This window comes from Methylocystis echinoides (assembly GCF_040687965.1).
In the GTDB taxonomy this organism is placed as follows: Bacteria; Pseudomonadota; Alphaproteobacteria; order Rhizobiales; family Beijerinckiaceae; genus Methylocystis; species Methylocystis echinoides_A.
Window position 1 is genome coordinate 622,969 of sequence record NZ_CP156084.1, and the last position, 23,992, is coordinate 646,960.

Genomic DNA, 23,992 nt, shown 5'->3' on the forward strand with positions numbered 1-23,992 from the left:
GCGGCCGGGTCACAGTCGCGCGCAAGTGCTTGAAATCGAGGGGAGAGAGTTTACGAGACGGCCGCCATCAGCGGCGCAGCCAGGGCTTGCAGCCCCGCCCGATAGGCGGCGAGCGAAAAACGCCTCTCGTAATAGGCCCTGGCCGCGCTCGAGGCGCGCTGCGAATCGGAAGGGGGCGGCGCGACCGCGGCGGCCCTGAGCGCGGCGGCGAAAGCTTCGGCCGTCTCGACGATCGTGACGCCCGGGAGCGCCAGCGCTGCGTCGTCCATGCCCCGCAAGGCCTGCGGCGTCGCGATCAGCGGCAGGCCGCTAGACATGGCTTCGACCGTCTTGATGGAAAGGCCGGTGCCGCCGATCGTGGGCAGCAGAACCAGCCGGGCGCCGGCGTAGACGGCGCCGGGCTCCGCGACGCGTCCGAGAAACCAGTTCTTGTAAGCCGCATAAAGCTCGCCGGCCCGCGCCCTGACGCCATCGGCGACGCTGCCGGCGATCTTCACTTCGACGCCCGGCGCCCGGGGGGCCACCTCGCGCAGGAACCAAATGAGGCTCTCGACATTGGCCGTATTGTCGCTCGAAACGATTACAATGTCCGGCCCGCCCGGTCCGGTGGGCGCCGGCGGCGTCGGCGGATAGAGCAGCGCGTGTCGCTTCTTGGGCAGAAGGCCGCGAAATTCCTCCGCCTCCCGCGCATTGAGATGCAGGAGAAGGTCGGCGCCGCGCATGGCGGCGAGCTCCTGCGCCAGCATCTCCTCATAGGTCACGCGCGGGCGCAACCAGGGCATGCGCTCATTGATCAGCGCGAATTGCCGCGCCTGAAGGTCGTGGGTGTCCAAAAGGATCGGCGCGCGACCGCGGGCGAGGCGCCGCGCCGCCGGCATCAGAAAGAAATGGTTGCAGTGGACAAGGTCATATTCCGCCTCCTCGACCCCCGGCGAGAACCGCGCGCGGGAGACGAGCCCGAGGCGGATCGCCGCCTGGTCGCCATGCAGATAGGGCCAGACGACTCCTCCGAAAAAGCCTGGCTCGAAGAGAACATGCAGCGGCGCGCCGCCGAGATGGCGGGGGCTCCCGTCGAGCTCGGGGGTAGCGGTCAGAAAGGAACGCCATAGCCAGCGCCGTTGCGGGAGGAACCCCGGATCGGTGCTGATCGCGATGGGCGACGCCTCGGCGCCGAGGGCGCGATAGGCGGCGATCTGACCGAGCACGACGCGATAGGTGCCGCAGGAGTGCCAGGCCGGATGCAGAAGCGCGACGCGCCGGCCGGCGAGCGGGGAGCCGCTCATGCCGTGATCGTGTCAAGCGCCGCGGCGAGCGTGCGCGCATAGGCCTGCGGGCTGAACGCCTCCTCGTAGAGGCGCCGCGTATCGCTTGCGAGCGGCGGCGTTTCGCCTCGATCCGCGCGCGCCTGCGCCTCTTGCCAATATTGGGCGAATTGCGCGGCGTCCCCGGCGAGCGCGACGTTGGAAAGCGCCGCAGGTTCGATATTCATGCCGCGGAAAGCGAGCGGCGTCGCCACCAGCGGCGCCCCGCAGGAAAGCGCCTCCACGGCCTTGATCGACAGGCCATGCCCTTCAACCGTCGGCAACAGCACGCAGCCGGCGTTGGCGTAGACGGCCCCGATATCCTCGACGCGGCCCTTGAACAGCGGGCGGTGCGACTCGTAGAGCGCCGGATCGCGGCGCTTCACGCCGCCGTCGACGTTTCCGTATATGGCGACTTTGGCGCCCGCCGCGCGCGGCGCGACATTCTCAAGAAACCAGCGTAGACTCAGATAGTTGGCGTAATTGTCGCTCGCGACGATGATGATGTCGCGCCCGCGCGCGCGCGGCGCCTCCGGCACGGCGGGATAGATGAGCCGATGCCTCGCCTCCGGCAGCAGTCGACGGAAGTCGCGGTCCTCCTCCTCATTGAGATGCACGCAGAGATCGGCGCGGCGCATCCAATCGAGTTCGATCTTCAACATGTCGTCATAGGTCGCATAGGGCGGGATGAAGAAACCGCCCTTGTTGCGCAGCGCATATTGGCGCGCCTGAATGTCCTGCGTCTCCAGCAGCACTGGAATCCGGCGGCCCTGCTTCAAAGTTTCGACAAAGGGAAGCGTGAAATAATGATTGGCGTGGATGAGGTCGACCGACTCGTCCGCGAAACCCTCCGGCAAAGGCGCGCGCTTGGCGAGTTCAACGAGCCAGCTCGCCTGATCGCCATGGATGAGCCGCCACCAGCCGTCGATCAGCAGCCGCCCCGCGAGCGCGGAAACGGGCGCGCCGGAATAAAACCGCCGGTCGGCGCCGACGCCCTGCGTCGCGGCGACATAGGACGGCCAGCGGCCGCCCTTCAGCGGCGGGGCCCCAATGTCGTCCATCATGGCGATCGAGAGGACGCGCGCCCCGAGCGCCCGATAGGCGGCGATCTGGCTGACATTGACCTGATAACTGCCGCAACTGTGCCAGGCGGCATGCACGACGGCGACCGTTTTTCCCAAAAGCGGCCTGCCGAGGGGCGGCGCATCGCCCGGCGGCGCCTCGGAAATCTCGACCAATCGTCCGCCCCCTTGCTTTTGCCCGAATTTTACAAGTACACCCCCCTATATGAGCCTTCGTCTCCCGAATCCACCCCTGCAGGCCCCCGACGCCGAGGCCGGCGCGGCCGCCCCGCAAAAGCGCTATGGCGTCGCCATTGTCGGCAACGACAAGATCATCGACTGGCTGCTGCCGTTCCTCGAGAGCTACCGCGACACCAATTCGTCGCTGCCCCTCTATCTCATCCCCTACGACGACAATGTCGAAATGACCCGCCGCGCGGCGGACCTCTATGGCGCGACCTATGTCGCCGAGGAGCCGGTCGAGATCGACAAGCTCTCCCATGAGCTCTACCCCGGGATCTTCAACAGTAATCGCCGCCGTCTGCGCAAGCTGCAGGCGCTCGCTCTGCCGCTCGACGAAGTCGCCTATGTCGACGTCGACGTGATCCTGTTTCGCGACTTCACGCCGATCTTCGGCAGGCTCGAGGCCGGGAAAACCGAATTCATCGTCGCCTCGCCCAGCTTCGAATACGTCTACAATGATCGGCGCAGCAAATATCCTTTCCTGGACAACGTGCTGCTCTTCAACGACGGCTTCTGGGTCACGTCCAACAAATATCTGACGCTTTCCAATTTCATCGAGACGATGAAGGCGGATTCGGAGATTTTCCACGACGTCCGCAAACGCGGCCAGCTCTTCGCGCAGCCGCTCGTGAATTTCGTCACCCATCGCCGCGGGCTCAAGATCGAGCTATTGCCCCATGTCGTGCCCGGCGCGTCTCACGAAAGCTTCTACAAGGCGCCGGGGGTGACCTTCAAGGACGGCAAGCCGCTCGATTACGAGGGCAAGGAAATCTATTTCGCTCATTGGGCGGGCGCGACCGCCCTGCCCGCGCGCGGCGTCTTCGACCCCGCCTGGACGGAATATTCGAAGGCTGCATGGGCGCGTTTCAAGAAATGACGCGGCAGGATGGCGCGATGACGACGAAGAGAGAGCCTTAGGCGATGCCCCGCCTGCTGTTTTCCTATCTTCTCAAGCGCGTTGGCTTCTCCGTGCTCGTCGTGCAGCTCGCGCTCTCGGTTCCGGTCGTTCTGTCTTATCTTTTGTATCAGCTGCCGCCGGCCGCCGTGCGCGGCGGGCTCGTCATACCGGCCCTCGTCGGCGTGACGCCGACGGTGGCTTTCGTCACTTTGCCCATGGCCATCGGCGTCGCCGCCGCGCTGGAATTCTCGCGCATGGCGAGCGAGGGCATGATCGCCGTGATGTACGCGTTGCGCCTGTCGCCCTGGGCGATCTGCCGGCCGGCGTTGAGCCTCGCCGCGGTCATCGTCTTCCTCGGCTATGTCCTCGCAAATTTCGTCGCGCCGCATTATGCGAGCAATATGCAGGACGTGCTCAATGTCGTGCGCAATTCGCTCAACCATCGCATGCTCGACGCGGCGCGGTTCTACAGCTTCTCTTCCGGCGGCAAGACTCTCTATATCGAACGTTGGATCACGCCCGACATCGCGGCCAACCTCTTCCTGCGGCAGCTCTCGGTCGAGAAAATGCAGGAAGAAACGATCACCGCGGCGCGCGCGGAATTCCGCCGCAACGAGGCCGGCGTCATCATCGCGCTTTCGAACGGCAGCATTCAGACCCGCTCGATCACCGGCGGCGAGGTGCGCATCGCCAACTTCGACGAATACGCCATGGCGCTCCCGATGCAGGGCAACGGCGCGCTTCCCGACCGCGGCTGGCGCGGCGTTTACGAACTCCCCGGCCTCGCCTTCCTCGCCAATCGCACGACGGCGAAAGCCGACCCCCGACAATATGGCGAGTGGATGGCGGAGGCCGCCAAGCGGTTCGGCGTGCCGGCGCTCGCTCTTGCCCACACGCTTCTGGCCATCGCGCTGACGCTCGCCTTCGGCAATATCACCGGGCGGCGCGGCGCGTCGGGCAGTCTCCCGATCGTCGCCGTCCCGGCGGCGCATATCGTCTATCTCGTGGCGCTGGAATCGCTGCTGCGCGTGAACGCCTGGTTCGCGCTTCTCCTTCTGGCCTTGCTCGCTGCGGAAATTTTCGTTTCGCTCTGGCTCATCGCGCGGCTGAGTTACAGCCAGAGGCCAAGGCGCGTCGAAGACTTCTCGACGGCGCCGGGCTACGCCGCGCCGATCGCCTGATCGACGCATCCCAGACCCACGCGACGCGTGCGGCCCCGCACAGCCTCCCGCCCTCTGCTCCATTACCGTCACAGCATGGAAATTCGGAAGCGGCGCGGAGAGCTAAAATGTTCGCAACGATTCAGCGCTTGATCGAGGAAGAGATGAGCCTAGACGTTCCGGCGGCGCAGCTGACCCCGAGCGCCGATCTTTACGCCCTCGGCATGACGTCTTTCGATGCGGCGCGTTTGATGGTCGCGATCGAGCGCGCGTTCAAGGTCGATTTCCCGCCCGACGCGATGCGACGCGAAACCATGGCCTCTATCGTGGCGATCGCCCTGGCGGTCTTGTCGCTGTGGCAGGCCGAGATGGACCGCCCAGACAGCCGAAAGGCGGCCTGACGCGGGTAGTTGCTCTCTTTCAAGCCAGACTTAGCCCGGCCACGCCGGGCTATTTTTTTGGTCAACTCGCCTGAACAACAGCAGGCTGCCCAGACATCATCGCGGAGCGGTAATCGGCGATGATTTTGGCGGGCGCGCCGATCTCGCGGACCACGCCATTTTCCAGCCAAAGCACGCGGTCGCACAGATTTTCGAGGAAGTTGAGGTCGTGCGAGACCATCAGGATCGTGCCGGTCCGGCTGAATTCCTGAATATATCTTTCACATTTGCGCTGGAAGATTTCATCGCCGACCGACAGCGCCTCGTCGACGATCAGCACGTCGGCGTCCGCATGGGCGCAGATCGCGAAGGCGACGCGCGCGATCATGCCCATCGAATAGGTGCGCATCGGCTGCTCGAAGAAGGGCCCGATGTCGGCGAAAGCGGCGATGTCCTCGATCCGCGCGTCGACCTCCTTGCGGGACAGTCCCAGGATGGCGGCGCCGATGCGGGCGTTCTCGCGCCCGGTCAATAATCCGTCGAAACCGGAGCCGAGCGCAAGGATCGGCGCGATGCGGCCGTCGACCTCGAAAACGCCCTTGGTCGGCATGGTGATGCCGCACAGAATCTGCAGCAGGGTCGTCTTGCCCGCGCCGTTGCGGCCGACGATGCCGACCCGCTCGCCTTTGCCTACCGTGAAATTGACGTCGTGCAGGACCCATTTTTCCCTGTAGAATTTCTTCCACAGACCAAAGAGGACCTGCTTCAATTGATCATTCTGATGGGCGTAAAGCTGAAAGGCTTTGCCGATGCCCGCGCAGCGGATGGAGGGCTCAGATGACATCGACGATGACCGATTTATAGCGCATGAAGAACTGATAGCCGCCCAGGAAGATGGCGTAGGAGACGGCGACGACGATAAGATAGCCGAAAATATTCGGCAGACGCCCGTCGAGCGCCAGGGCGCGCATCATTTCTATGTAATCTCCGACAATATTGAGGCGTAGCCAATAGGCTGTCGAGGGCGACATCGCGTCGATCTGCTCCAGCCGGTAGAAGATCGGCGTCGCGAACATGAGCACCGGCACGATCGAGGCCATGATATGGGCGACGTCGCGCGTGAAGGCGCCGAGCGCCATGAGAAACCAGACCACGCCCAAAATGAACAGCGCGAAGGGAACGATCAGCAGGGGCGTCAAGACGATCGTCAGCGGCAGCGTTCCCGCGGTGACCAGTCGGAAGGCGACGTAAACGGCAAAGGCCACGCCGGCGTAAGTGAAGGCGCGAATGGTCGCGGTCCAGGCGATGGTCTCGCTTGGAAAAATCGAGCGTTTCACGAAATTCACATGCTCGTGGAGCAGGATCGGCGCGCGATAGGCGAGTTCGCTGAAGAGGTTGAAGACGATCAATCCGATGAAGATGCCGCTGGCGTATTCCGTCACGCTCATGCCGGCGGAGAGTTGCGGCACGGTGATGGAGAACAGCACCGTATAGGTGAGCAGCATGATGAGCGGCGAGAGCACAGCCCAGGCGGGGCCAAGCAGCGAGCCGCGGAAGCGTGAGATGAATTCGCGCCGCACCACGGCGCGGATCAGCTCCCGGTGACGCCAGGCCCGCTCGAAGGGGGCGACATAGGCGGGCGGGATGGATGCGAGCAACGGGTCGACGTCCTTTGCTTTGGCGCGGCCGCGCGGCCGCATTGGCCCCGCATAGACCAGTTTGGGCGGGGCGCTGTCAATGGCGGGCGCCCGTCTGCCGTCGACGGGGGCCGCCCCTACTCCACGGTGACGCTCTTCGCCAGATTGCGGGGCTGATCGACGTCTTTGCCCATGAACGTCGCGACGTGATAGGCGAGGAGCTGCGCCGGCACGGCGTAGACCAGGGCCGCGAAGGGACCGGCGACCGACTCGGCCATCTCGATATAGCCCGCCAGCTCCGCCGCCGCCGCGTCGCGGGCGCGCGGCGAGCCGATCAGAATGAGATGACCGCCGCGCGCCGCGACTTCCTGGAGATTCGAGACGGTCTTCTCCAGGCTCGCGTCCGGCGGCGCCAGCACGATCACCGGCATGGCGTAGTCGATGAGCGCGATGGGGCCGTGCTTGAGCTCTCCGGCCGCATAGCCCTCGGCGTGGATGTAAGAGAGCTCCTTGAGCTTGAGCGCGCCCTCCATGGCGAGCGGAAACGAGGGGCCACGGCCGAGATAGAGGACGCTGGAGGCGCGCGCCACGTCGCGGGCGACGGGCTCGATCTGCGCCTCACGACTGAGCGCCTCGGCCATCTGGCCGGGAGCGGCGACGAGTTCGGCGACGAGCTCTTGCTCGCGCTCTTTGGTCAGGACGCCGCGCGCCCGGCCGAGCGCCAAAGCGAGGCAGGCGAAGACGGCGAGCTGGCAGGTGAAGGCCTTGGTGGAGGCGACGCCGATTTCCGGCCCGGCGAGGGTCTTCGCCACCGTGTCGCTCTCGCGGGCGATGGTCGACGTTTCGACGTTCACGATCGACAGAATGTGCTGCCCATGCTCCTTGGCGTAGCGCAGCGCGGCGAGCGTGTCCGCGGTCTCGCCGGACTGGGAGACGACGATCATCAGCCCGTTGTCGGGAAGCGGCGGATCGCGGTAGCGAAACTCCGAGGCGATGTCGATCTCGACCGACAGGCGGGCGAAGCGCTCCAGCCAGTAGCGGGCGACGAGGCCGGCGTAAAAGGCGGTGCCGCAGGCCGAGATCGTCACGCGCGACAGCGACTTCGGATCGATATTCAACTCGAACGGCAGGCGCACGACACCTTCCGCGAGGTCGAGGTAATGGGCGAGCGTGCGGCCGACGACCTCTGGTTGCTCGTGGATTTCCTTCGCCATGAAGTGGCGATAGTTGCCCTTGTCCACCAGGAAGGAGCCCGGCGTCAGCGGCAGGCGGCGGCGCTCGACCGGCATGTCGGCGGCGTCGAAAAATTGCGCGCCGTCGCGGCGCAGCGCCACCCAGTCGCCTTCGTCCAGGTAAGCAATGGAGGTGGCGAAAGGCGCGAGCGCCAACGCGTCCGAGCCGAGATATGCGCCGTCTACGCTCCAGCCCACGGCCAGCGGCGAGCCGCGCCGCGCGCCGATGAGCAAATCGGGCTGATCGTCGAAGAGAAAGGCCAGAGCAAAGGCTCCCTTGAGCCGCTTGAGCGCCGCCGCGACCGCCGCCTCCGGCGCGTCGCCCGCGGCGAGCCGCTCGGCGACGAGATGGGCCACGACCTCCGAATCCGTCTCCGACGCGAACTTATGGCCGCGGCCAGTCAATTCCTCGCGGAGCTCCCGGAAATTTTCGATGATGCCGTTATGGACAACCGCAACGCGATCGGCCGCGGCGTGCGGATGCGCGTTGTTCTCAGTCGGCTTGCCATGCGTCGCCCAGCGCGTATGGCCGATGCCGATCGCGCCGGCCAGCGGCGTCGCTGCGAGCTTTTCCTCGAGATTTTTGAGCTTGCCGCTCGCGCGCAAGCGGGTGAGCCGGCCGCCGCCTTCAAGCGTGGCGACGCCAGCGGAGTCATAGCCGCGATATTCGAGCCGCTTCAGGGCCTCGACGAGCTGCCCGGCGACGGGGCCCTTTCCTAAAATCCCGACGATTCCGCACATGGCAGCCTCCAAAAAACCCACAAAAGCGTCGCCATCCCGGCGCCGGAGCGCGCGGCGGAACGACAACAAGCGCGCGGCTGCGGCGAAATTGCAACCGGCGGTCTATTTCGCCGCCTTCTTCGCAGCCTGCGCGGCGCGGAACGACGCCGCCCAGCCAGCCTTCTCCATTTGCCGCCCGCGCGCCACGACGAGGGCGTCCGCGGCGACGTTCTTGGTGACGACCGAGCCCGACCCCACATAGGCCCCCGCCCCGATCTTCACCGGCGCCACCAGCGCCGAATTGGAGCCGATGAAGGCGTTCTCGCCGATCTCGGTCCGGTATTTGAAGAAGCCGTCGTAATTGCAGGTGATTGTTCCCGCGCCGATATTGGCGTTCGCGCCAATGTCCGCGTCGCCGATATAGGTCAGATGATTGACCTTGGCCCCCGTCGCGACGTTGGCGTTCTTGATTTCCACGAAATTGCCGACCTTGGCCTTTTCGGCCAGCCTGGCTCCCGGCCTGAGCCGCGCATAGGGGCCGATCGTCGCCCCGGCCCCGACGCTCGCGCCCTCGAGATGCGAAAAGGCATGAATCACCGCCCCGTCGGCGATGGAGACGCCCGGCCCGATAACGACATGCGGCTCGATCAGCACGTCGCGGCCGAAAGCCGTGTCGGCGCAGAGAAAGACGGTCTCCGGCGCGACCATGGTCACGCCGGCCGCCATCGCGGCGCGGCGCAGACGGTTCTGGGCGACGGCCTCCGCCTGCGCGAGCTGAATGCGGTCGTTGACGCCGAGCACTTCCGTCTCCTCGGCGCGCACGACCTGCGCCGTCCGCCCCGCGTCGCGGGCGATCTCGATCACGTCGGTGAGATAAAATTCGCCCTTGGCGTTCGCGGCGCCGATCCGGCCGAGCCAGTCGAGCGCGCTCCCGCCGTCGATCGCCATGAGGCCGGCGTTGCACAAGCGGACGGCGCGCTCGGCGTCGCTTGCGTCCTTTTCCTCGCGGATCGCGAGCAGGCGCCCCGAGTCGTCCTGCAGCAGCCGGCCATAGCCAAAGGGATCGGCCGCCGCGAAGCCCAGCGCCGCAACGCCGGCGCCCTCCGCAAGCGCCGCACGGAGAGCGAGGATGGTCGCGCCGGTGACGAGCGGGGTGTCGGCGAAAAGCACGAGAAGATCGTCGCAGCCGTCCGCAATCGCCTCCCGCGCGGCCAGAACCGCATGGGCCGTGCCGAGCCGCTCCGCCTGCACGAAGACCCGCGCATGCGGGGCGAGCCGCAAGGCCTCGTCGCGCACGTCGTTGCGGCCAGGGCCGACGACGACGGCCACCGATTCGACGCCGGCGACGGCGACGGCGGCGAGCACATGGGCGAGCATGGAGCGTCCCGCCACCTGATGCAGCACTTTCGGCCGGTCGGATTTCATGCGCGTCCCCTCGCCCGCGGCGAGGACGACGGCGAGCGCTTTGCGCTGGCTCGGCATTACGGGCCTTTGGTTTCGAGGTTGCGGCGAAGGCGCGCGGTCGGCGGCCTGTTTGTTGCAGATTCGAGCGGGCGAGGGCAAGGGCCGACCCGCAACGCCGCGCGCCGGAACAATGCCCTTTCGGTTCCACGATTTTCTTCTATAGAGGAAAGACGCGACAAAGCCGCCCCCCGACCCCGCTCCCGGTTGCTCAATGTTTGAACGAAGAGATGTCTTGAAAGCGGCCTTCGGCGCTCTCGCCTCCGGCCTCGCGCCCGCTGTCGCGCAGGCGCAGCCCAGCCAGCCGCCGGCCCCGCCGGCCCCAGCGCCCTTTTCCCAGCAGCTCATCGTCGATCTGGCGCGCGCGCTCGCCGCCAAGCCCTACGCGCCGCCGCCAAGCGATCTGCGCGAGCCATTCGCAAGCCTCTCCTATGAACAGTTCGTCGGCATCAAGACGAAGCCCGGCTCGGCGCTATGGACTGGAGAGAACAAGGGTTTTTCCATCGAGCCGCTGCACCGCGGCAATATTTTCACGACCGCCGTCGACCTGTTCGTCGTCGAGAACGGCGCCGCGACGAAAATCGCCTATGACCGGAACCGTTTCGACTATGGCGGCCTGAAGATTCCGGAAAAACTGCCCGATCTCGGCTATTCGGGCTTTCGCGTGCTTCACGCGGCGCCCGGCGGCGGCGAGGCGGAACTCGCGATCTTCCAGGGCGCGAGCTTTTATCGCGCCGTGGCGGCTGGCCAGAATCTGGGCGTCACCGCCCGCGGGCTGTCCATTCGCACCGCCGATCCGCGCGGCGAGGAATTTCCCGCCTTCCGCATGTTCTGGATCGAAAGGCCGACGCTCGGCGACAATGCGCTCGTCATTCACGCGCTGCTCGATTCGCCGAGCGTCGCCGGCGTCTATCGCTTCACCCTGCGCCCCGGCGAGGCGACGCTGATCGACACCGAGCTGACGCTCTTTTCCCGCACCAACGTCGATCATTACGGGCTTGCGGGCTTCGCTGCGGCCTCGCTTCACACGCCCCTCGACTCCCGGCGACGCAACAACGATCTGCGGCCCATGGCGGCGGCGATCAATGGCATCCAGATGCTCACCGGCGCGGGCGAATGGCTGTGGCGGCCGGTCTCCAATCGCGAGGAGCTGCAATTTTCGTCCTTCGTCGACGTCAATCCCAAGGGCTTCGGCGCGCTGCAGAGAAAACGCGACGTCGCCGACTATCAGGACGACGACCAGCATTGGGAGCGCCGCCCGTCGCTCTGGGTCGAGCCGCTCGGCGATTGGGGCGAGGGCGCGATGCAACTCGTCGAAATCCCGTCCGAATCCGAGAACAACGAAAATATCGTCGCTTATTGGCGGCCGAAGACGCCCCTGGTCGGCGGCGGCGCCGCGACGTTCGCCTATCGGCAGTTCTGGTGCTGGGACCCGCCGAGCCGGCCGCCCATGGCGGCGGCCGTCGACTCGCGGGCGGGTCATTTGCCAGGCCTGAAGCGACGCCGTTTTATTGTCGTTTTTTCGGGCGAGGTTCTTGCCGATCCGCAAAAAACCGCGCGACTTTCGGCCGCCTTGACCACCTCTCCGGGATCGGCCACCAACGTTCGCACGTTTCTCAATCCGCAGGCGAAGACGTGCCGCGTTGTATTCGACCTCGACCCGGCCGGCGAGAACTACTGCGAAATGCGCCTCGTCCTGCACGCGGACGAGGAGCCGATCAGCGAAACCTGGCTTTATAGATGGACTCCCTGACACTCGCGCCCGTCGACGCCGTTCCCCCGGCGCAAAACAATATCGACCCTGCCGCGGCCCCGCCGACCCCCATCGAGCAGCGGCTGTCGATGCCGGCGCAAAACCTCTACAAATATGACAGCCGGCAGTTTCGCAAACCGCTGGCCCCGCAGCTGTGGGAGACTCCCTGGCTCGCGCGTCTCGTGACGTTCGGCGGCGGCCTGGCGCTGACGGTTTACGGCGGCTGGCAGATGTACAAGGTCATCGACGTCGGCGGCGTCACGACCTTGAAATGGGCGCTGCTGGCGCTCTTCGTGCTCAATTTCTCCTGGATCGCGCTGAGTTTCGCGAGCGCCGTCGTCGGCTTCGCGGCGCTTCTCTCCAAGCGGCCGGCTCCCGCCCTGCCGGCAACGCTCGCTAAAAAGACCGCCGTGGTCATGCCGATCTACAATGAGGCGCCGAGCCGGGTCTTCGCGGCGCTGCAAACCATCTACGAAGACGTGCAGGCGACGGGCCTGGGCGAGCATTTCGACTGGTTCTTTCTGTCGGACACGACCAATCCCGACGTCTGGGTCGCGGAGGAACGGGCGTTCATCGGCATCCGCCGCCGGCTCGGCCCCAAGGCGCGCATCTACTATCGCCGGCGTGAAAAGAACGTCGGCCGCAAGGCCGGCAATATAGAGGATTTCGTCTCGCGCTGGGGCGGCGCCTATGCGCATATGGTCGTGCTCGACGCCGACAGCCTGATGACCGGCCCGACCATCGTGCGCCTCGCCGCGGCGATGGAGGCCGACCCCGACTCCGGCATCATCCAGACGCTGCCGCTGATCATCAACCGCAACACGCTCTTCGCCCGCGTGCAGCAGTTCGCCGCGCGCATCTATGGGCCGGTGATCGCCGTGGGCCTCTCCTGCTGGATGGGGCGCGACGGCAATTACTGGGGACACAATGCGATCATCCGCACCGAGGCTTTCGCGCGCCACTGCGGCCTGCCGGATCTGCGCGGCCGGCCGCCGTTCGGCGGCCATATTCTGTCGCACGACTTCGTCGAGGCGGCGCTGATCCGCCGCGCCGGCTACGCGGTCTATATGATGCCGACGCTCGGCGGCTCCTATGAGGAGAGCCCGCCCTCGCTCATCGACCTTTCGATCCGCGACCGGCGCTGGTGCCAGGGCAATCTCCAGCACACGCGCGTGCTCTTCGCGCGGGGGCTCAGCTGGGCGTCTCGCCAGCACTTTTTGACCGGCATCTTCGGTTATCTCACATCGCCGCTGTGGCTGCTGCAACTCCTCGTCGGCATCGTGATCGTTTTCCAGGCGAGCTATTTCAAGCCGGAATATTTCACGAGCGAATTCGCGCTCTTTCCGACCTTCCCGCGATTTGACGCGGAGCGCTCGCTCGAGCTCTTCGCCTTGACCATGGGCATTCTGCTCGCGCCGAAATTCTTCGGCCTGCTCGTCGCCATCTACGAGCCGGAGACGCGCAGGGGCTCGGGCGGCGTTTTCATGTTGCTGATCTCGACCCTGTTCGAGATCGTGCTGTCGGCGCTGCTGGCGCCGATCATGATGCTGATCCAGACCGGCCATGTCGTGCATATCGTCTTCGGCTTCGACACCGGCTGGGATCCCCAGCGTCGCGACGACGGCTCCGTGCCCTTCATCGACATCGTGCGCCGCCACCGCTCGCATGTGGCGCTCGGCGCGCTCAGTCTCGTCGCGGGCCTTCTGATCTCGCCCTCGCTCGTCGCCTGGATGTCGCCGACGATCGCCGGCCTCATCCTCGCCATTCCGATTTCCTGGCTCACCAGCCAGCGCTGGCTCGGCCTCGTCTTTCGCCGCGCCGGCGTGCTGGTCACGCCGGAAGAGACGACGACGCCGCCGATCGCCAAGCGCGGCAAGGCGCTCTCGAAGGCGCTGGGGCGCGCGGAGGAGGACGAAGTCAACGGCCTTACCGCCCTCCATGCCGACCCCGAGCTGCGGGCGCTGCACGAAGCCTGGCTGCCGACGCGCAAGCCGCGCCAACGCGGCGCGATCACCGCCGATCGGGCGGTCGCCGAGGCCAAGATCGCCGACGCCGAGACAATCGAGGACGTCGTCGCCTGGCTCAATCGCGGCGAGCGTCTGGTGGCGCTCTCTGACCGCGCGCTGATCGCAATGATCGCGCGCCTGCCGAGCAAGGCCGAAAAGCAGGCGGCGAGCGCCAGGGCGGCGGAGTGATCCCCGCTCCAACCCTTTGACGCCGATGCGAAAAGAGCGGAACACGAAAACGGCGCGTCCTCCTCCTGCGCTCGCGCGGGAGGGAGACGGAAGGGGCAAAACGACGTTGACGCTCATCTACAAAATCGTCTCCGCGCCCGAATGGCGCGCCGCGGAGACCGTTGGCGTTTTTCGAGGCGCCGCCGTCGACCTCGCCGACGGCTACATCCATTTCTCCACCGCAGATCAGGCCCAGGAAACCGCCGCCAGGCATTTCGCCGGGCAGACCGATTTGCTCCTGGTCGCCGTCACGGCGGAAAGGTTGGGCCCGACGCTGAAATGGGAAGTCTCCCGCGGCGGCGCGCTGTTCCCGCATCTCTACGCCCCGCTGTCTCTGGACGCCGTCACAAGCGTCGCGCCGCTGCCGCTGCGGAGCGGGCGCCATGACTTCACGGGCCTGCTATGATTGATCCTTTCCGTCTCGCTTTGCCTTTTCTGCGCCTGCTCGACGCCGAGGACGCGCATCGCGCCACCATCGCCGGCCTGAAGCTTCTCCCGGCGCGTGCGCCCCAGAGAGACGATCCCCGGCTCGCCGTCTCCGCCTTTGGGCTCGACTTCCCCAATCCGATCGGCCTCGCGGCGGGCTTCGACAAGGACGCCGAGGTCGCCGACGCCATGCTCGGTTTCGGTTTCGGCTTCGTGGAGGTCGGCACCCTGACCCCGCGCCCGCAGTCCGGCAATCCGCGGCCCCGCGCCTTCCGTCTCGTCGAGGACCGCGGCGTCGTCAACCGTTACGGCTTCAACAATGCGGGACACGGGCCGGCGCTGGCGCGTCTCTCTCGGCGCGTGCCCGCGGGCCTCGTCGGCGTCAACATCGGCGCGAACAAGGAGGCGGAGGACCGCGTCGCCGATTATGTCGCGGGCGTCAGGGCCTTTGCGGAAGTGGCGCATTATTTCACGATCAACGTCAGTTCGCCCAATACGCCCGGCCTGCGGGATTTGCAGGAGCCCGGGGCGCTCTCCGACCTTCTCGCGCGTGTGATCGCGGCCCGCGACGCCGCCGCCGTGCGACGGCCTGTGCTGCTGAAAATCGCCCCGGATCTTTCTCTGCAGCAACTCGACGGCATTGTGCGCGTGGCGCGCGAGCGGCGCGTCGACGGCATGATCGTCTCGAACACGACCGTCTCCCGGCCCGCGACGCTGCGCGCCGCTCAAGCCTCCGAAGGCGGCGGCCTGTCGGGCGCGCCGCTCTTCGCCCTCTCCACCTATATGCTCGCGCAGACCTTTCTGCGGGTCGAACGCCAGTTTCCGCTGATCGGCGTCGGCGGGATCGACAGCGCGGAGACCGCGCTCGCCAAGATCGAGGCGGGCGCGACCCTCGTTGAGCTTTATTCGGCCCTCGTCTACGAGGGGCCCGGACTGGTCGCGCGACTCAAGGCCGGCCTTCTCGCCGCGCTCGACCGCGAGCGGACGACGCTCGCTGCGCTCGTCGGCCGCAAGGCGGCCGCGACCGCCGCGCGGGAGCCCTAAAGCCGCGCCGGCTTTCCTGCGACGACGCGCAATGCTATGCGCGCGCATCGGAAAACAATGAGGAACGCAGCATGAGCGATATTTGGCTGGCGACGGGCGAGGCGACGGTTCTCGCGGCGGAGGGGCAATATACGGACGCAATGCCGGAAGTGCTGATTGGGAATGTGAAGGGGCCGGTCGGACACGCCTTCGCCGCCATGACCGGGCAGGTTGCGGGCCATCCGCGCATGTTCGTCATCCGCGACCTCAACCAGCAGGTTCGCCCCGCGACCATGATGACCACCAAGATGACGGTGAAGTCCGAAGCCTATGTCGAGCTGCTCGGCGGCGTGGTGCAGGCGGCGACCGCCGACGCCATCGTCGATTGCGTCGCGGAAGGGATCATTCCGAAGGCGCAGGCGAACGAACTCTGCATGATCATCATGATCTGGCTCGACCCGCGCTGCGCGACGGACGAGAACCTCGACAAGAGAGATCTCTACCGCACCAATTACGAGGCGACGAAGCTTGCCATCTCGCGCGCGCTGAAGGGCGAGCCGACGGTCGACGAATTGATCGCCAACCGCAAGACCATCTCCCATTACGCGCTGGAAGGCGTGTTCGAAGAATAGGACAAGCCTGCGGCGGCGCGTCCCGCGTCGCCGCTTCATGCTTTGGGATGAGGCCTCAGCCGCCGCCTCAATCCGGGCTCAAGTCGAAGGCGAGCTGACGCGGCGCAGCGCTCCCCTCCCCTTCGAGCGCGGACAGGCTGAGGCCCAGCAGACGCACGCCCCTGGCGGTCGGGAAGATCGGTTCGAGGAGAGCGAAAGCGATTTCCTCGAATTCGCTTTGACAAGCGACCGCCGCCGCGCCCGTGCGCGAGCGCGTGATGAGCCGGAAATCGGCGTATTTGACTTTGAGCGTGACGCTGCGGCCGCGGATCCGGTTCTTCTCGCAGGCGCGCCAGACCTTGTCGGCGATCGGCGCCAACGCCGCCCGCGCCGCCGCCAGGTCGAAAATGTCCTCCAGAAAAGTATTTTCCGCGCCGATGGATTTCCGAAGGCGGTTGGCGCGCACGGGACGCGCGTCGACGCCCCGCGAAATCCAATAATAATAGCCCCCGGCCTTGCCGAAATGGCGCTCCAGGAACGCCATCGACTGCGCCTTGAGGTCGGCGCCGGCGACAATGCCGAGCCGATTCATTTTGTCGCGCGTCGCGGGTCCGACGCCATGGAACCGGCCGACCTCCAGCGTCTCCACGAAAGACGGACCCATGCGGGGCGTAATGACGAAAAGCCCATCGGGCTTGCGATGGTCTGACGCGATTTTCGCGAGGAACTTGTTGTAGGAAACCCCGGCGGAGGCCGTCAGCCCGGTCTCGCGGCGGATTCGGGCGCGAATTTCCTCTGCGATCTCAGTCGCCGACGACATGCCCTTGAGATTGTCGGTGACGTCGAGATAGGCCTCATCGAGCGCGAGCGGCTCGATGAGCGGCGTATATTCGGCGAAGATCTGGCGAATGTGCAGGGAAACCTCCCGATAGACGTCGAATCTCGGGCGGACGAAAATCAGCTCCGGACATTTCCGTCGCGCGGTGACCGAGGGCATGGCCGAGCGAACCCCGAAGCGCCGCGCCTCGTAGCTCGCCGCCGCCACCACGCCCCGCTCCCGCGCGCCGCCGACGGCGACGGGCTTGCCGCGCAAGTCCGGATTGTCGCGCTGCTCGACGGAGGCGTAGAAGGCGTCCATGTCGACGTGAATGATCTTGCGCGGCCGCGGCGGGTCGGCCGGCTCGCCGGTTCCTGGTTCCTCCATCGGAGTCGAGTCCATCGCGCCCGAGTTTAATGGACTGTCGCGCGTCCGTCAGGCGCCAGCGCGCCGCTGGGCAAGCGAAGCCGTTTCTGCGACCTTCGGGGGGAACATTCACAGAGGACGAACGCGATGGAAGCAGAAGCGGCGTCGAGGCGCCAGATCGAACCCATGTCGTGGCGGCAGACTGTCGCTTCCGCCATCGTTGGCGCCCTGCTGCTCGCCGCCGGCGTTTATGTCCTTTCCGGCTATCTTCACGCGCTGCTTTGGGCGCTCGTCTTCGCGGTGGCGCTGTGGCCGCTCTATTGGCGCTTCCGGCGCCGCGCGCATGTCTCCGCCGAAGCGGCGGCTTTCCTGTGTACGGCGCTCGTCGGCGTCGTCATTCTTGCGCCGGTCGCGACGCTGACGGTCGACGCGCTCGTCGAAATGCGTCAGCTCATCGATTATGCCCGAGCGGCGGGAGACGCCGGGCTCCCCGTTCCCCAACAGCTCGCGCGCCTTCCCTATGCCGGCCCCTGGGTCGCTCAATGGTGGGCGGCGCATCTCTCCCACGCCGGCTGGGCGACCGAGCTTCTCCATGAGCTGAACACGGCCTCGGCGCGCGAAGTCGGGGCTGGCCTCGGCGCCAACGCCATTCGCCGCGCCATGCTGTTCATCGTCTGCCTGCTGACGCTGTTCTTTCTTTTCCGCTCTGGAGAGAGCGTCATCAGCCAATCGCGCGTGGCCTCGCGCAAGCTCTTCGGCGCGCGCGGCGAACGCCTCGCGGGGCAGGTCATCGTTTCGGTGCGCGGCACGCTGAACGGGCTGGTGCTCGTCGCGCTCGGGGAAGGCCTGATCATGACGGCAAGCTATGTCCTCACGCGGACGCCGCACCCGATCCTGCTCGGCGCGCTCACCGCCTTCGCCGCCATGATCCCCTTCGCCGCAGCGATCGCCATCGGCGTCGCGGCGCTCGTCGCCGCCGTGAGCGTCGGCGCGGCGCAGGCGGCCATGATCGCGATCACGGGCGCGATCGTCGTCTTCGTCGCCGACCATTTCGTTCGCCCGGCGCTGATCGGCGGCGAGACGAAAATCCCCTTTCTTTGGGTTCTGCTCGGCATTCTGGGCGGCGTGGAATGTTTCCAGCTGCTGGGGCTTTTCCTCGGACCGGCCATCATGGCGGCGCTGGCGTCGCTGTGGCGCGACCTCGCCGCCCCGCCCGCCTCGGAGAAAATAGGCGCGTGAAGCGATCGAAGAGCGGCGGGCGTCCGAAGCCGCCCCATAATTCCGGGAGGGGCAGCGAAAGGAGCGCGCCGATGATCCCATCTCTCTCGTCTGGCCTTTCCAAGGTCATCAAGGCGCATCGCGCGGCCTTCGAGAAGTTCGAAGCGACGCACGAGGACGATGACGGCTTTCTCAACGCCAGCCGGGAGGAGGACATCGCCCGCTATGACGTCGCCATGCGCCCGTGCCGAAGCGACGCCGAATTCATCGAGAAGCTGCGCTATCTCATGGCCACGGAGCGATGCCTGTGGGGCGACCCCGAATTTCTGACCGAGTTCGGATCCGTCGTCATCGCGGTGCGGGAGCATCTCGATCGCCGCGAAGGCTGACGGAAAGGCCCGCGCCTGCTTCCTTGCGACCGTATGGCGCCCTAATTCAAGGGGCGCGCGACAAGCAGGAGGCGCTCATGCGGCGAAGCTCAACAGGCGCCTTGTGCGTCGTCTCGTTTGCGGCCCTGGCGCTGGCGCTGTCCGCGGGGCCGTCAGCAGCCGCGCCGAGCGCCGCCGCCTGCCCGGGAGGCGACGCCGGGCTGACCCTGCCGCGCGGCTTTTGCGCCACGATCTTCGCCGACCGCCTCGGACACGCGCGGCACATGGCGGTCGCCCCGAACGGCGTCGTTTACGTCAATAGCTGGAGCGGACGCTACTACGGGCGCTCCCGACCCCCGGCGGGCGGCTTCCTTGTCGCCTTGCGCGACGGCGACGGCGACGGCCGCGCGGAGATCGTCAAACGCTTCGGCGAGACGCCCGTCGGCGGCGGCTCCGGCGGCACGGGCGTCGCCCTTTACGACGGCGGACTTTACGCGGAAGAAGGCGACAGGATCGTGCGCTACAGCCTTCCGCAAGGCGAGATCGCGCCGTCGGGAAAGCCGGAGACAGTCGTCTCCGGTCTGCCGCTCACCGGCGATCATCCCATGCATCCCTTCGCCATCGACGCGCGGGGCAATCTCTATCTCGATTCCGCTTCGGCGACGAATTCCTGCCAGGCGCAAAATCGCATGCGCGAATCCCCGGGCCTCGTCCCCTGCCGGGAGCTCGAAACGCGCGCCGGCGTCTGGCGCTATGACGCAAAGAAGCGAGACCAGAAGTTTTCGCCCAACGAGCGGTTTGCAACGGGCATTCGCAATGGCGAGGGCATCGCCGTCGACGGCGACCGCATCTTCGTCACGCAGCATGGCCGCGATCAATTGTCCGAAAACTGGCCGAAACTCTACAGGCCCGAGCAGGGCCCGGAATTGCCTGCCGAAGAATTGCTCGAGCTGAAACAAGGCGCCGATTACGGCTGGCCCGAATGCTATTACGACGGCGCGCAGCAAAAGCGCGTACTGGCGCCGGAATATGGCGGCGATGGCGGCAAAGCCGTTGGAATCTGCGCCGAGAAGCAGGGCCCGCTCGCCGCCTTCCCGGCCCATTGGGCGCCCAACGCTCTCGCCCTCTACCGTGGCGGACAGTTTCCAAGCGCTTATGACGGGGGACTCTTCATCGCCTTTCACGGCTCGTGGAACCGCGCGCCGGCCCCGCAGGCCGGCTATAATGTCGTGTTCCAGCCGATGGCCGATGGCAAACCGACGGGCGACTACGTGGTTTTCGCCGACGGTTTCGCCGGTTCGCACAAAGATCCGGGCGGCGCCGCGCATCGTCCCTCCGGCGTCGCCGTCGGGCCGGATGGCGCGCTCTATGTTTCGGACGACGTCGTCGGACGCATCTGGCGCATCACCTTCCATGGCGACGTCGCGACGACCGGGGTGGAAGCGGCGCCAGCGGCGCCGGCGCAAACCGCCGGACGCGAAGCCGGGCCGCCGGAGGGAACAAATCCGCAGGCCGGACACATGGAAGGACGCAAGCTGCCGACGCCGGCCGGCGCGAGCGACGCCGACGTCGCGCAAGGCGAGCGCATCTTCAACGGCCATGCGGCTGGCGGAACCTGCTCGGGCTGCCACGGCGACAATGGCAAGGGCTCCCCGCTCGGTCCCGATCTCACGCGCGGCAAATGGCTATGGGGCGACGGCAGCCTCGCCTCGATCCGCAACGTGATCGCCAAAGGCGTGAGCCAACCCAGGGAATTCAGAAGCCCCATGCCGCCCAGGGGCGGCGCCGACCTGAACGACGCCGACGTCGCCGCCGTCGCCGCTTATGTCTGGGCGATCAGCCGGCCGCCGGGAGGCTGACTTTTGACGTGTCAGGCGCCTTTATTTTGCTCAAATAGTCGGGTAGCCTTTTGACAAGTCGGCGGAGACGCTGACACAAGAGGCGCCCCGACCGTGGATGTAACGGCGGGGCGTTTTCGTTAGGCTGCCTCTTTCGCTGGCGCCTTACTTGCTCCCTTGCGCCCGTTGGCGGCAGTCGGGCGTCGGCCTGTCCGACGCGCATCCTTATGTGGGCTTTTTCGCCCATATGACGTAGCATTGCGTAACGGGTCGGCGGGAGCGGCCAATGTCGAATGACAGAAGCATATTGGTTTGCGGGATTGGCGAAACGGCCTCGGCCGTGGCCCGCCGCCTCTTTGCGGAGGGCTACGCCGTCAGCCTCTACCGGGCGACCGCGCCCTTCATGCTTCGCCGACGGATGAGCTTCGCCGACGCCTGGTACGACGGCTACGCCCTGCTCGATGGGGTCGAGGCGCGGCGCGCCGACGTGAACGCCGAATTCCAGCTCGGCCTGCGGACGCGCGAGTTTATTCCGCTCCTGCGCGGGCGCTATTCGGATGCGCTGGAGCGCTGGCCGTGGGACGTCGTCGTCGCCGTCCATGAAGACAAAGAGCCCGTAACGCTCGCTTCCCCGGACGACGCCGAACTCACGATCGGACTTGGAGCCGGTTTCCTCCCCGATCGCGATTGCGACCTCGTCGTTGAAACCGAGGGTCCCGACCCCGGCGCCATTCGTCGCAAAGGCGCGGCGGCGCAAAATCGCGGACGGCCCGCCGCGCCCGAGCATCGCGACGTCCTCGCGCCGGCGGCTGGTCTCTTCCGGGCGGATGTCTCCATCGGCGCCGCCGTACAGCCCGGCGCCACGCTCGGCTCAGTCGGCGACGTTCCGGTTCTGGCGCCGATGGCTGGGCGCGTCCTCGGCATCGCCCGCAAGGAGCAGGCGGTGATAGAAGGGGAGCCCGTGGCGGAGCTGTCGTCCTCCCACGCGACGCCCGTCGCCGGGATCGGCTTCGCCAACCAGCTCATTTCCAGAGGCGTTTCCTTCGCGATCGAAATGGAGCTCGAAGGCTTCGAGCCTTTTTCTTTCGAAGACTGGTTTTAAGTTTCCTCAAAAAAACCGCCACGTCTTCCCCTGCGCGCCCGAGGCGCGCGCGCCTTTCCGAGAAAGACCATGCCGCACTCCACGAATCCGCTGCTGACGACCTGGGACACGCCTTTTGGACTGCCGCCCTTTGGCGCGATCAAGAGCGAAGACTTCAGCCCGGCGTTCGACGTCGCCCTCTCCAGTCACAAGGCGGAAATCGACGCCATCGCGCAAAATCCCGAGTCGCCCAGCTTTGAAAATACGATCGAGGCGCTGGAGCGCGCCGGGAAGACTTTGACCGACGTCGGCTCGGTCTTCTGGAATCTCACGGCGACGGACACGAACCCCGCGTTGCAGGCGAGCGAGCGGGAGATGGCGGCCGCGCTGTCGCGGCATGCGAGCGAAATCTCCATGAATAAGGCGCTGTTCGCGCGCGTCGACGCGCTCCATGAAAAGCGCGCCGGCCTCGGCTTGACGGCCGAGCAGCGGCGCGTTCTGGAGCTCACGCACAAGAACTTCGTGCGCGCGGGGGCGAGGCTCGACGAAAAGCAGAAAGAGCGGCTCAAGGGGATCATGGAGCGGCTCGCAACGCTCTCCACCAGCTTCTCTCAGAATGTCCTTGCCGATGAATCGGCCTGGCTGCTGCTTCTTGACGAAGAAGACCTCGATGGACTTTCGCCCGATTTTCGCGCGGCGGCCGCGCGGCTCGCGATCGAGCGCGGCGCGCCGGGGAAATATGCGGTGAGCCTCGCGCGCTCAAGCGCGGAAACCTTTCTGCAAAGCTCGGCCCGCCGCGATCTGCGCGAAATCGTCTATCGCGCCTGGACGCGCCGCGGCGAAAGCGGCGGCGAGACTGACAACGCTGCGGTCATCCGCGAAATGCTCGAATTGCGCGAAGAGCGCGCGACGCTTCTGGGCTTTGAGAGCTTCGCCGATTACAAGCTCGACGACACGATGGCGAAGACGCCCGAAGCGGTGCGTGATCTCCTCGATCGCGTCTGGACGCCGGCGCTGGCGCGCGCCGCCGAAGAGCGCGCCAATATTCAGGCGCTCGTCGACGCGGAAGGCGCCAACTTCGAAGTGGCGGGCCACGATTGGCGCTATTACGCGGAGCGCGTTCGCAAGGATTTTTACGATCTCGACCAGACGACGCTGCGCCCGTATTTTCAGCTCGATCGGATGATCGAAGCCGCCTTCCATGTCGCCGAGAGACTTTTCGGCCTGCGTTTCGTCGCGCAGGAAGGGCTCGATCTCTATCATCCCGACGTTCGCGCCTTCGAGGCCCTCGACCGCGACGGCCGTCATGTGGCGCTGTTTCTCGCCGATTATTTCGCGCGGCCCTCGAAGCGCAGCGGCGCCTGGATGTCGGACTTCCGCTCGCAGCACAAGCTCGATGGCGAGGTGCGGCCGATCATCGTCAATGTCATGAATTTCACCAAGGGCGCGGAGGGCGAGCCGACGCTGTTGAGTCTCGACGACGCGCGCACGTTGTTCCACGAGTTCGGACACGCCCTGCATGGCATGTTGTCCGACGTCACTTACCCTCTGGTCTCGGGAACCAGCGTCGCGCGCGATTTCGTCGAATTGCCTTCACAGCTCTTCGAACATTGGCTTCTCGAGCCCGCCGTCCTGAAGCAGTTCGCGCGGCACGCCGAAACCGGCGCGCCCATGCCCGACGATCTCCTCCAGCGCATCGCCGCGTCTCGGCATTTCAATCAGGGCTTCGCGACGGTGGAGTTCTGCGCCTCCGCTTATGTCGATCTCGACATTCATGCCCAAAGCTTTCCAGAGGACCTCAGCGTCGGCGACTTCGAGCGGGAGAGTCTCGCAAAGATCCGGATGCCGGAGGAAATCGTCATGCGGCATCGGTTGCCGCACTTCAGTCACATCTTTTCGGGCGACGGCTATTCGGCTGGTTACTACAGCTATCTCTGGGCGGAGGCGCTCGACGCCGACGCCTTCGAAGCCTTCAAAGAGACGGGCGACCCCTTCGACGCAGATGTCGCGGAGAAGCTCAAGACCTTTATTTATGCGGCCGGCGGTCGGCAGGACGCCGCCGACGCCTATACGTCCTTTCGTGGTCGGATGCCGACTGCGGAGCCGCTCCTGCGCCAACGCGGTTTCAGCAATACGACGACCTAAAGCGGCGAAGAGGCCTGCG

At 66.2% G+C, this 23,992-nt stretch carries 20 protein-coding genes; 13 read left to right on the forward strand and 7 right to left on the reverse strand.

Annotated features, from left to right (window positions below; genetic code table 11):
- Nucleotides 1–50: 50 nt before the first annotated feature.
- Nucleotides 51–1,283 carry a glycosyltransferase gene (locus RVU70_RS02970; protein ID WP_363349601.1) on the reverse strand — a complete coding sequence of 411 codons (1,233 nt, stop codon included), beginning with the start codon at nucleotides 1,281–1,283 and terminating at the stop codon, nucleotides 51–53.
- Nucleotides 1,280–2,539: a glycosyltransferase gene (locus RVU70_RS02975; protein ID WP_363349602.1), complete on the reverse strand. Its 1,260-nt coding sequence runs from the start codon at nucleotides 2,537–2,539 to the stop codon at nucleotides 1,280–1,282. Before RVU70_RS02975 ends, RVU70_RS02970 begins: the two co-directional genes overlap by 4 nt.
- Before the next feature lie 49 nt (nucleotides 2,540–2,588).
- Here RVU70_RS02975 and RVU70_RS02980 point away from each other — a divergent pair, with 49 nt between their 5' ends.
- The 3 genes from RVU70_RS02980 (at nucleotide 2,589) to RVU70_RS02990 (ending at nucleotide 5,064) form a co-directional block, all read left to right on the forward strand.
- The gene (locus tag RVU70_RS02980) at nucleotides 2,589–3,482 is read left to right on the forward strand and encodes a hypothetical protein (RefSeq protein ID WP_363349603.1); all 894 of its coding nucleotides are present in this window, start codon (nucleotides 2,589–2,591) and stop codon (nucleotides 3,480–3,482) included.
- Between the two features lie 44 nt (nucleotides 3,483–3,526).
- Entirely contained in the window at nucleotides 3,527–4,684 is a 1,158-nt protein-coding gene (locus tag RVU70_RS02985; protein ID WP_363349604.1) for an LptF/LptG family permease, read from the forward strand.
- Between the two features lie 107 nt (nucleotides 4,685–4,791).
- Nucleotides 4,792–5,064, forward strand: a complete 273-nt coding sequence (locus RVU70_RS02990; RefSeq protein ID WP_363349605.1) for a phosphopantetheine-binding protein — start codon at nucleotides 4,792–4,794, stop codon at nucleotides 5,062–5,064.
- A gap of 61 nt (nucleotides 5,065–5,125) precedes the next feature.
- Here the strand turns inward: RVU70_RS02990 and RVU70_RS02995 are convergent, their stop codons facing one another.
- The 4 genes from RVU70_RS02995 to glmU all read right to left on the reverse strand — a co-directional run bounded on the left by RVU70_RS02995 (nucleotide 5,126) and on the right by glmU (nucleotide 10,114).
- A complete protein-coding gene (locus tag RVU70_RS02995; RefSeq protein ID WP_363349606.1) occupies nucleotides 5,126–5,887 on the reverse strand; it encodes an ABC transporter ATP-binding protein in 762 nt (253 codons plus the stop codon).
- On the reverse strand, nucleotides 5,877–6,701 hold the full coding sequence (locus tag RVU70_RS03000) for an ABC transporter permease (protein ID WP_363351190.1): 825 nt from the start codon (nucleotides 6,699–6,701) through the stop codon (nucleotides 5,877–5,879). Before RVU70_RS03000 ends, RVU70_RS02995 begins: the two co-directional genes overlap by 11 nt.
- Before the next feature lie 116 nt (nucleotides 6,702–6,817).
- Complete coding sequence (gene glmS / locus RVU70_RS03005) at nucleotides 6,818–8,653, reverse strand: glutamine--fructose-6-phosphate transaminase (isomerizing) (protein WP_363349607.1); 1,836 nt, start codon at nucleotides 8,651–8,653, stop codon at nucleotides 6,818–6,820.
- Nucleotides 8,654–8,755: 102 nt separating this feature from the next.
- The gene (gene glmU, locus RVU70_RS03010; RefSeq protein ID WP_363349608.1) at nucleotides 8,756–10,114 is read right to left on the reverse strand and encodes a bifunctional UDP-N-acetylglucosamine diphosphorylase/glucosamine-1-phosphate N-acetyltransferase GlmU; all 1,359 of its coding nucleotides are present in this window, start codon (nucleotides 10,112–10,114) and stop codon (nucleotides 8,756–8,758) included.
- A 193-nt stretch (nucleotides 10,115–10,307) separates the two neighbouring features.
- Here glmU and RVU70_RS03015 point away from each other — a divergent pair, with 193 nt between their 5' ends.
- The 5 genes from RVU70_RS03015 (at nucleotide 10,308) to fae (ending at nucleotide 16,161) form a co-directional block, all read left to right on the forward strand.
- Complete coding sequence (locus RVU70_RS03015) at nucleotides 10,308–11,846, forward strand: glucan biosynthesis protein (RefSeq protein WP_363349609.1); 1,539 nt, start codon at nucleotides 10,308–10,310, stop codon at nucleotides 11,844–11,846.
- Nucleotides 11,834–14,041 (forward strand): glucans biosynthesis glucosyltransferase MdoH, encoded by a 2,208-nt coding sequence (mdoH, locus tag RVU70_RS03020; protein ID WP_363349610.1) that lies wholly within the window; start codon nucleotides 11,834–11,836, stop codon nucleotides 14,039–14,041. The genes RVU70_RS03015 and mdoH overlap by 13 nt, the downstream gene beginning before the upstream one ends.
- Nucleotides 14,042–14,147: 106 nt before the next feature.
- On the forward strand, nucleotides 14,148–14,486 hold the full coding sequence (locus RVU70_RS03025; RefSeq protein WP_363349611.1) for a DUF952 domain-containing protein: 339 nt from the start codon (nucleotides 14,148–14,150) through the stop codon (nucleotides 14,484–14,486).
- Nucleotides 14,483–15,550, forward strand: coding sequence for a quinone-dependent dihydroorotate dehydrogenase (locus tag RVU70_RS03030; protein ID WP_363349612.1), 1,068 nt, complete (start codon nucleotides 14,483–14,485; stop codon nucleotides 15,548–15,550). The genes RVU70_RS03025 and RVU70_RS03030 overlap by 4 nt, the downstream gene beginning before the upstream one ends.
- Before the next feature lie 71 nt (nucleotides 15,551–15,621).
- On the forward strand, nucleotides 15,622–16,161 hold the full coding sequence (gene fae, locus RVU70_RS03035; protein WP_363349613.1) for a formaldehyde-activating enzyme: 540 nt from the start codon (nucleotides 15,622–15,624) through the stop codon (nucleotides 16,159–16,161).
- 67 nt (nucleotides 16,162–16,228) lie between these two features.
- Here fae and dinB read toward each other — a convergent pair whose 3' ends face one another.
- Complete coding sequence (gene dinB, locus RVU70_RS03040; RefSeq protein WP_363349614.1) at nucleotides 16,229–17,344, reverse strand: DNA polymerase IV; 1,116 nt, start codon at nucleotides 17,342–17,344, stop codon at nucleotides 16,229–16,231.
- Between the two features lie 126 nt (nucleotides 17,345–17,470).
- Between dinB and RVU70_RS03045 the strand changes: the two genes are divergently transcribed.
- The 5 genes from RVU70_RS03045 (at nucleotide 17,471) to RVU70_RS03065 (ending at nucleotide 23,973) form a co-directional block, all read left to right on the forward strand.
- Nucleotides 17,471–18,562 (forward strand): AI-2E family transporter, encoded by a 1,092-nt coding sequence (locus tag RVU70_RS03045; protein ID WP_363349615.1) that lies wholly within the window; start codon nucleotides 17,471–17,473, stop codon nucleotides 18,560–18,562.
- Between the two features lie 71 nt (nucleotides 18,563–18,633).
- Nucleotides 18,634–18,930, forward strand: a complete 297-nt coding sequence (locus RVU70_RS03050; RefSeq protein ID WP_363349616.1) for a hypothetical protein — start codon at nucleotides 18,634–18,636, stop codon at nucleotides 18,928–18,930.
- 77 nt (nucleotides 18,931–19,007) lie between these two features.
- Nucleotides 19,008–20,768, forward strand: a complete 1,761-nt coding sequence (locus RVU70_RS03055) for a c-type cytochrome (RefSeq protein ID WP_363349617.1) — start codon at nucleotides 19,008–19,010, stop codon at nucleotides 20,766–20,768.
- Nucleotides 20,769–21,033: 265 nt separating this feature from the next.
- On the forward strand, nucleotides 21,034–21,849 hold the full coding sequence (locus tag RVU70_RS03060; protein WP_363349618.1) for a hypothetical protein: 816 nt from the start codon (nucleotides 21,034–21,036) through the stop codon (nucleotides 21,847–21,849).
- 69 nt (nucleotides 21,850–21,918) lie between these two features.
- Nucleotides 21,919–23,973: a M3 family metallopeptidase gene (locus RVU70_RS03065; RefSeq protein WP_363349619.1), complete on the forward strand. Its 2,055-nt coding sequence runs from the start codon at nucleotides 21,919–21,921 to the stop codon at nucleotides 23,971–23,973.
- Nucleotides 23,974–23,992 lie beyond the last annotated feature (19 nt).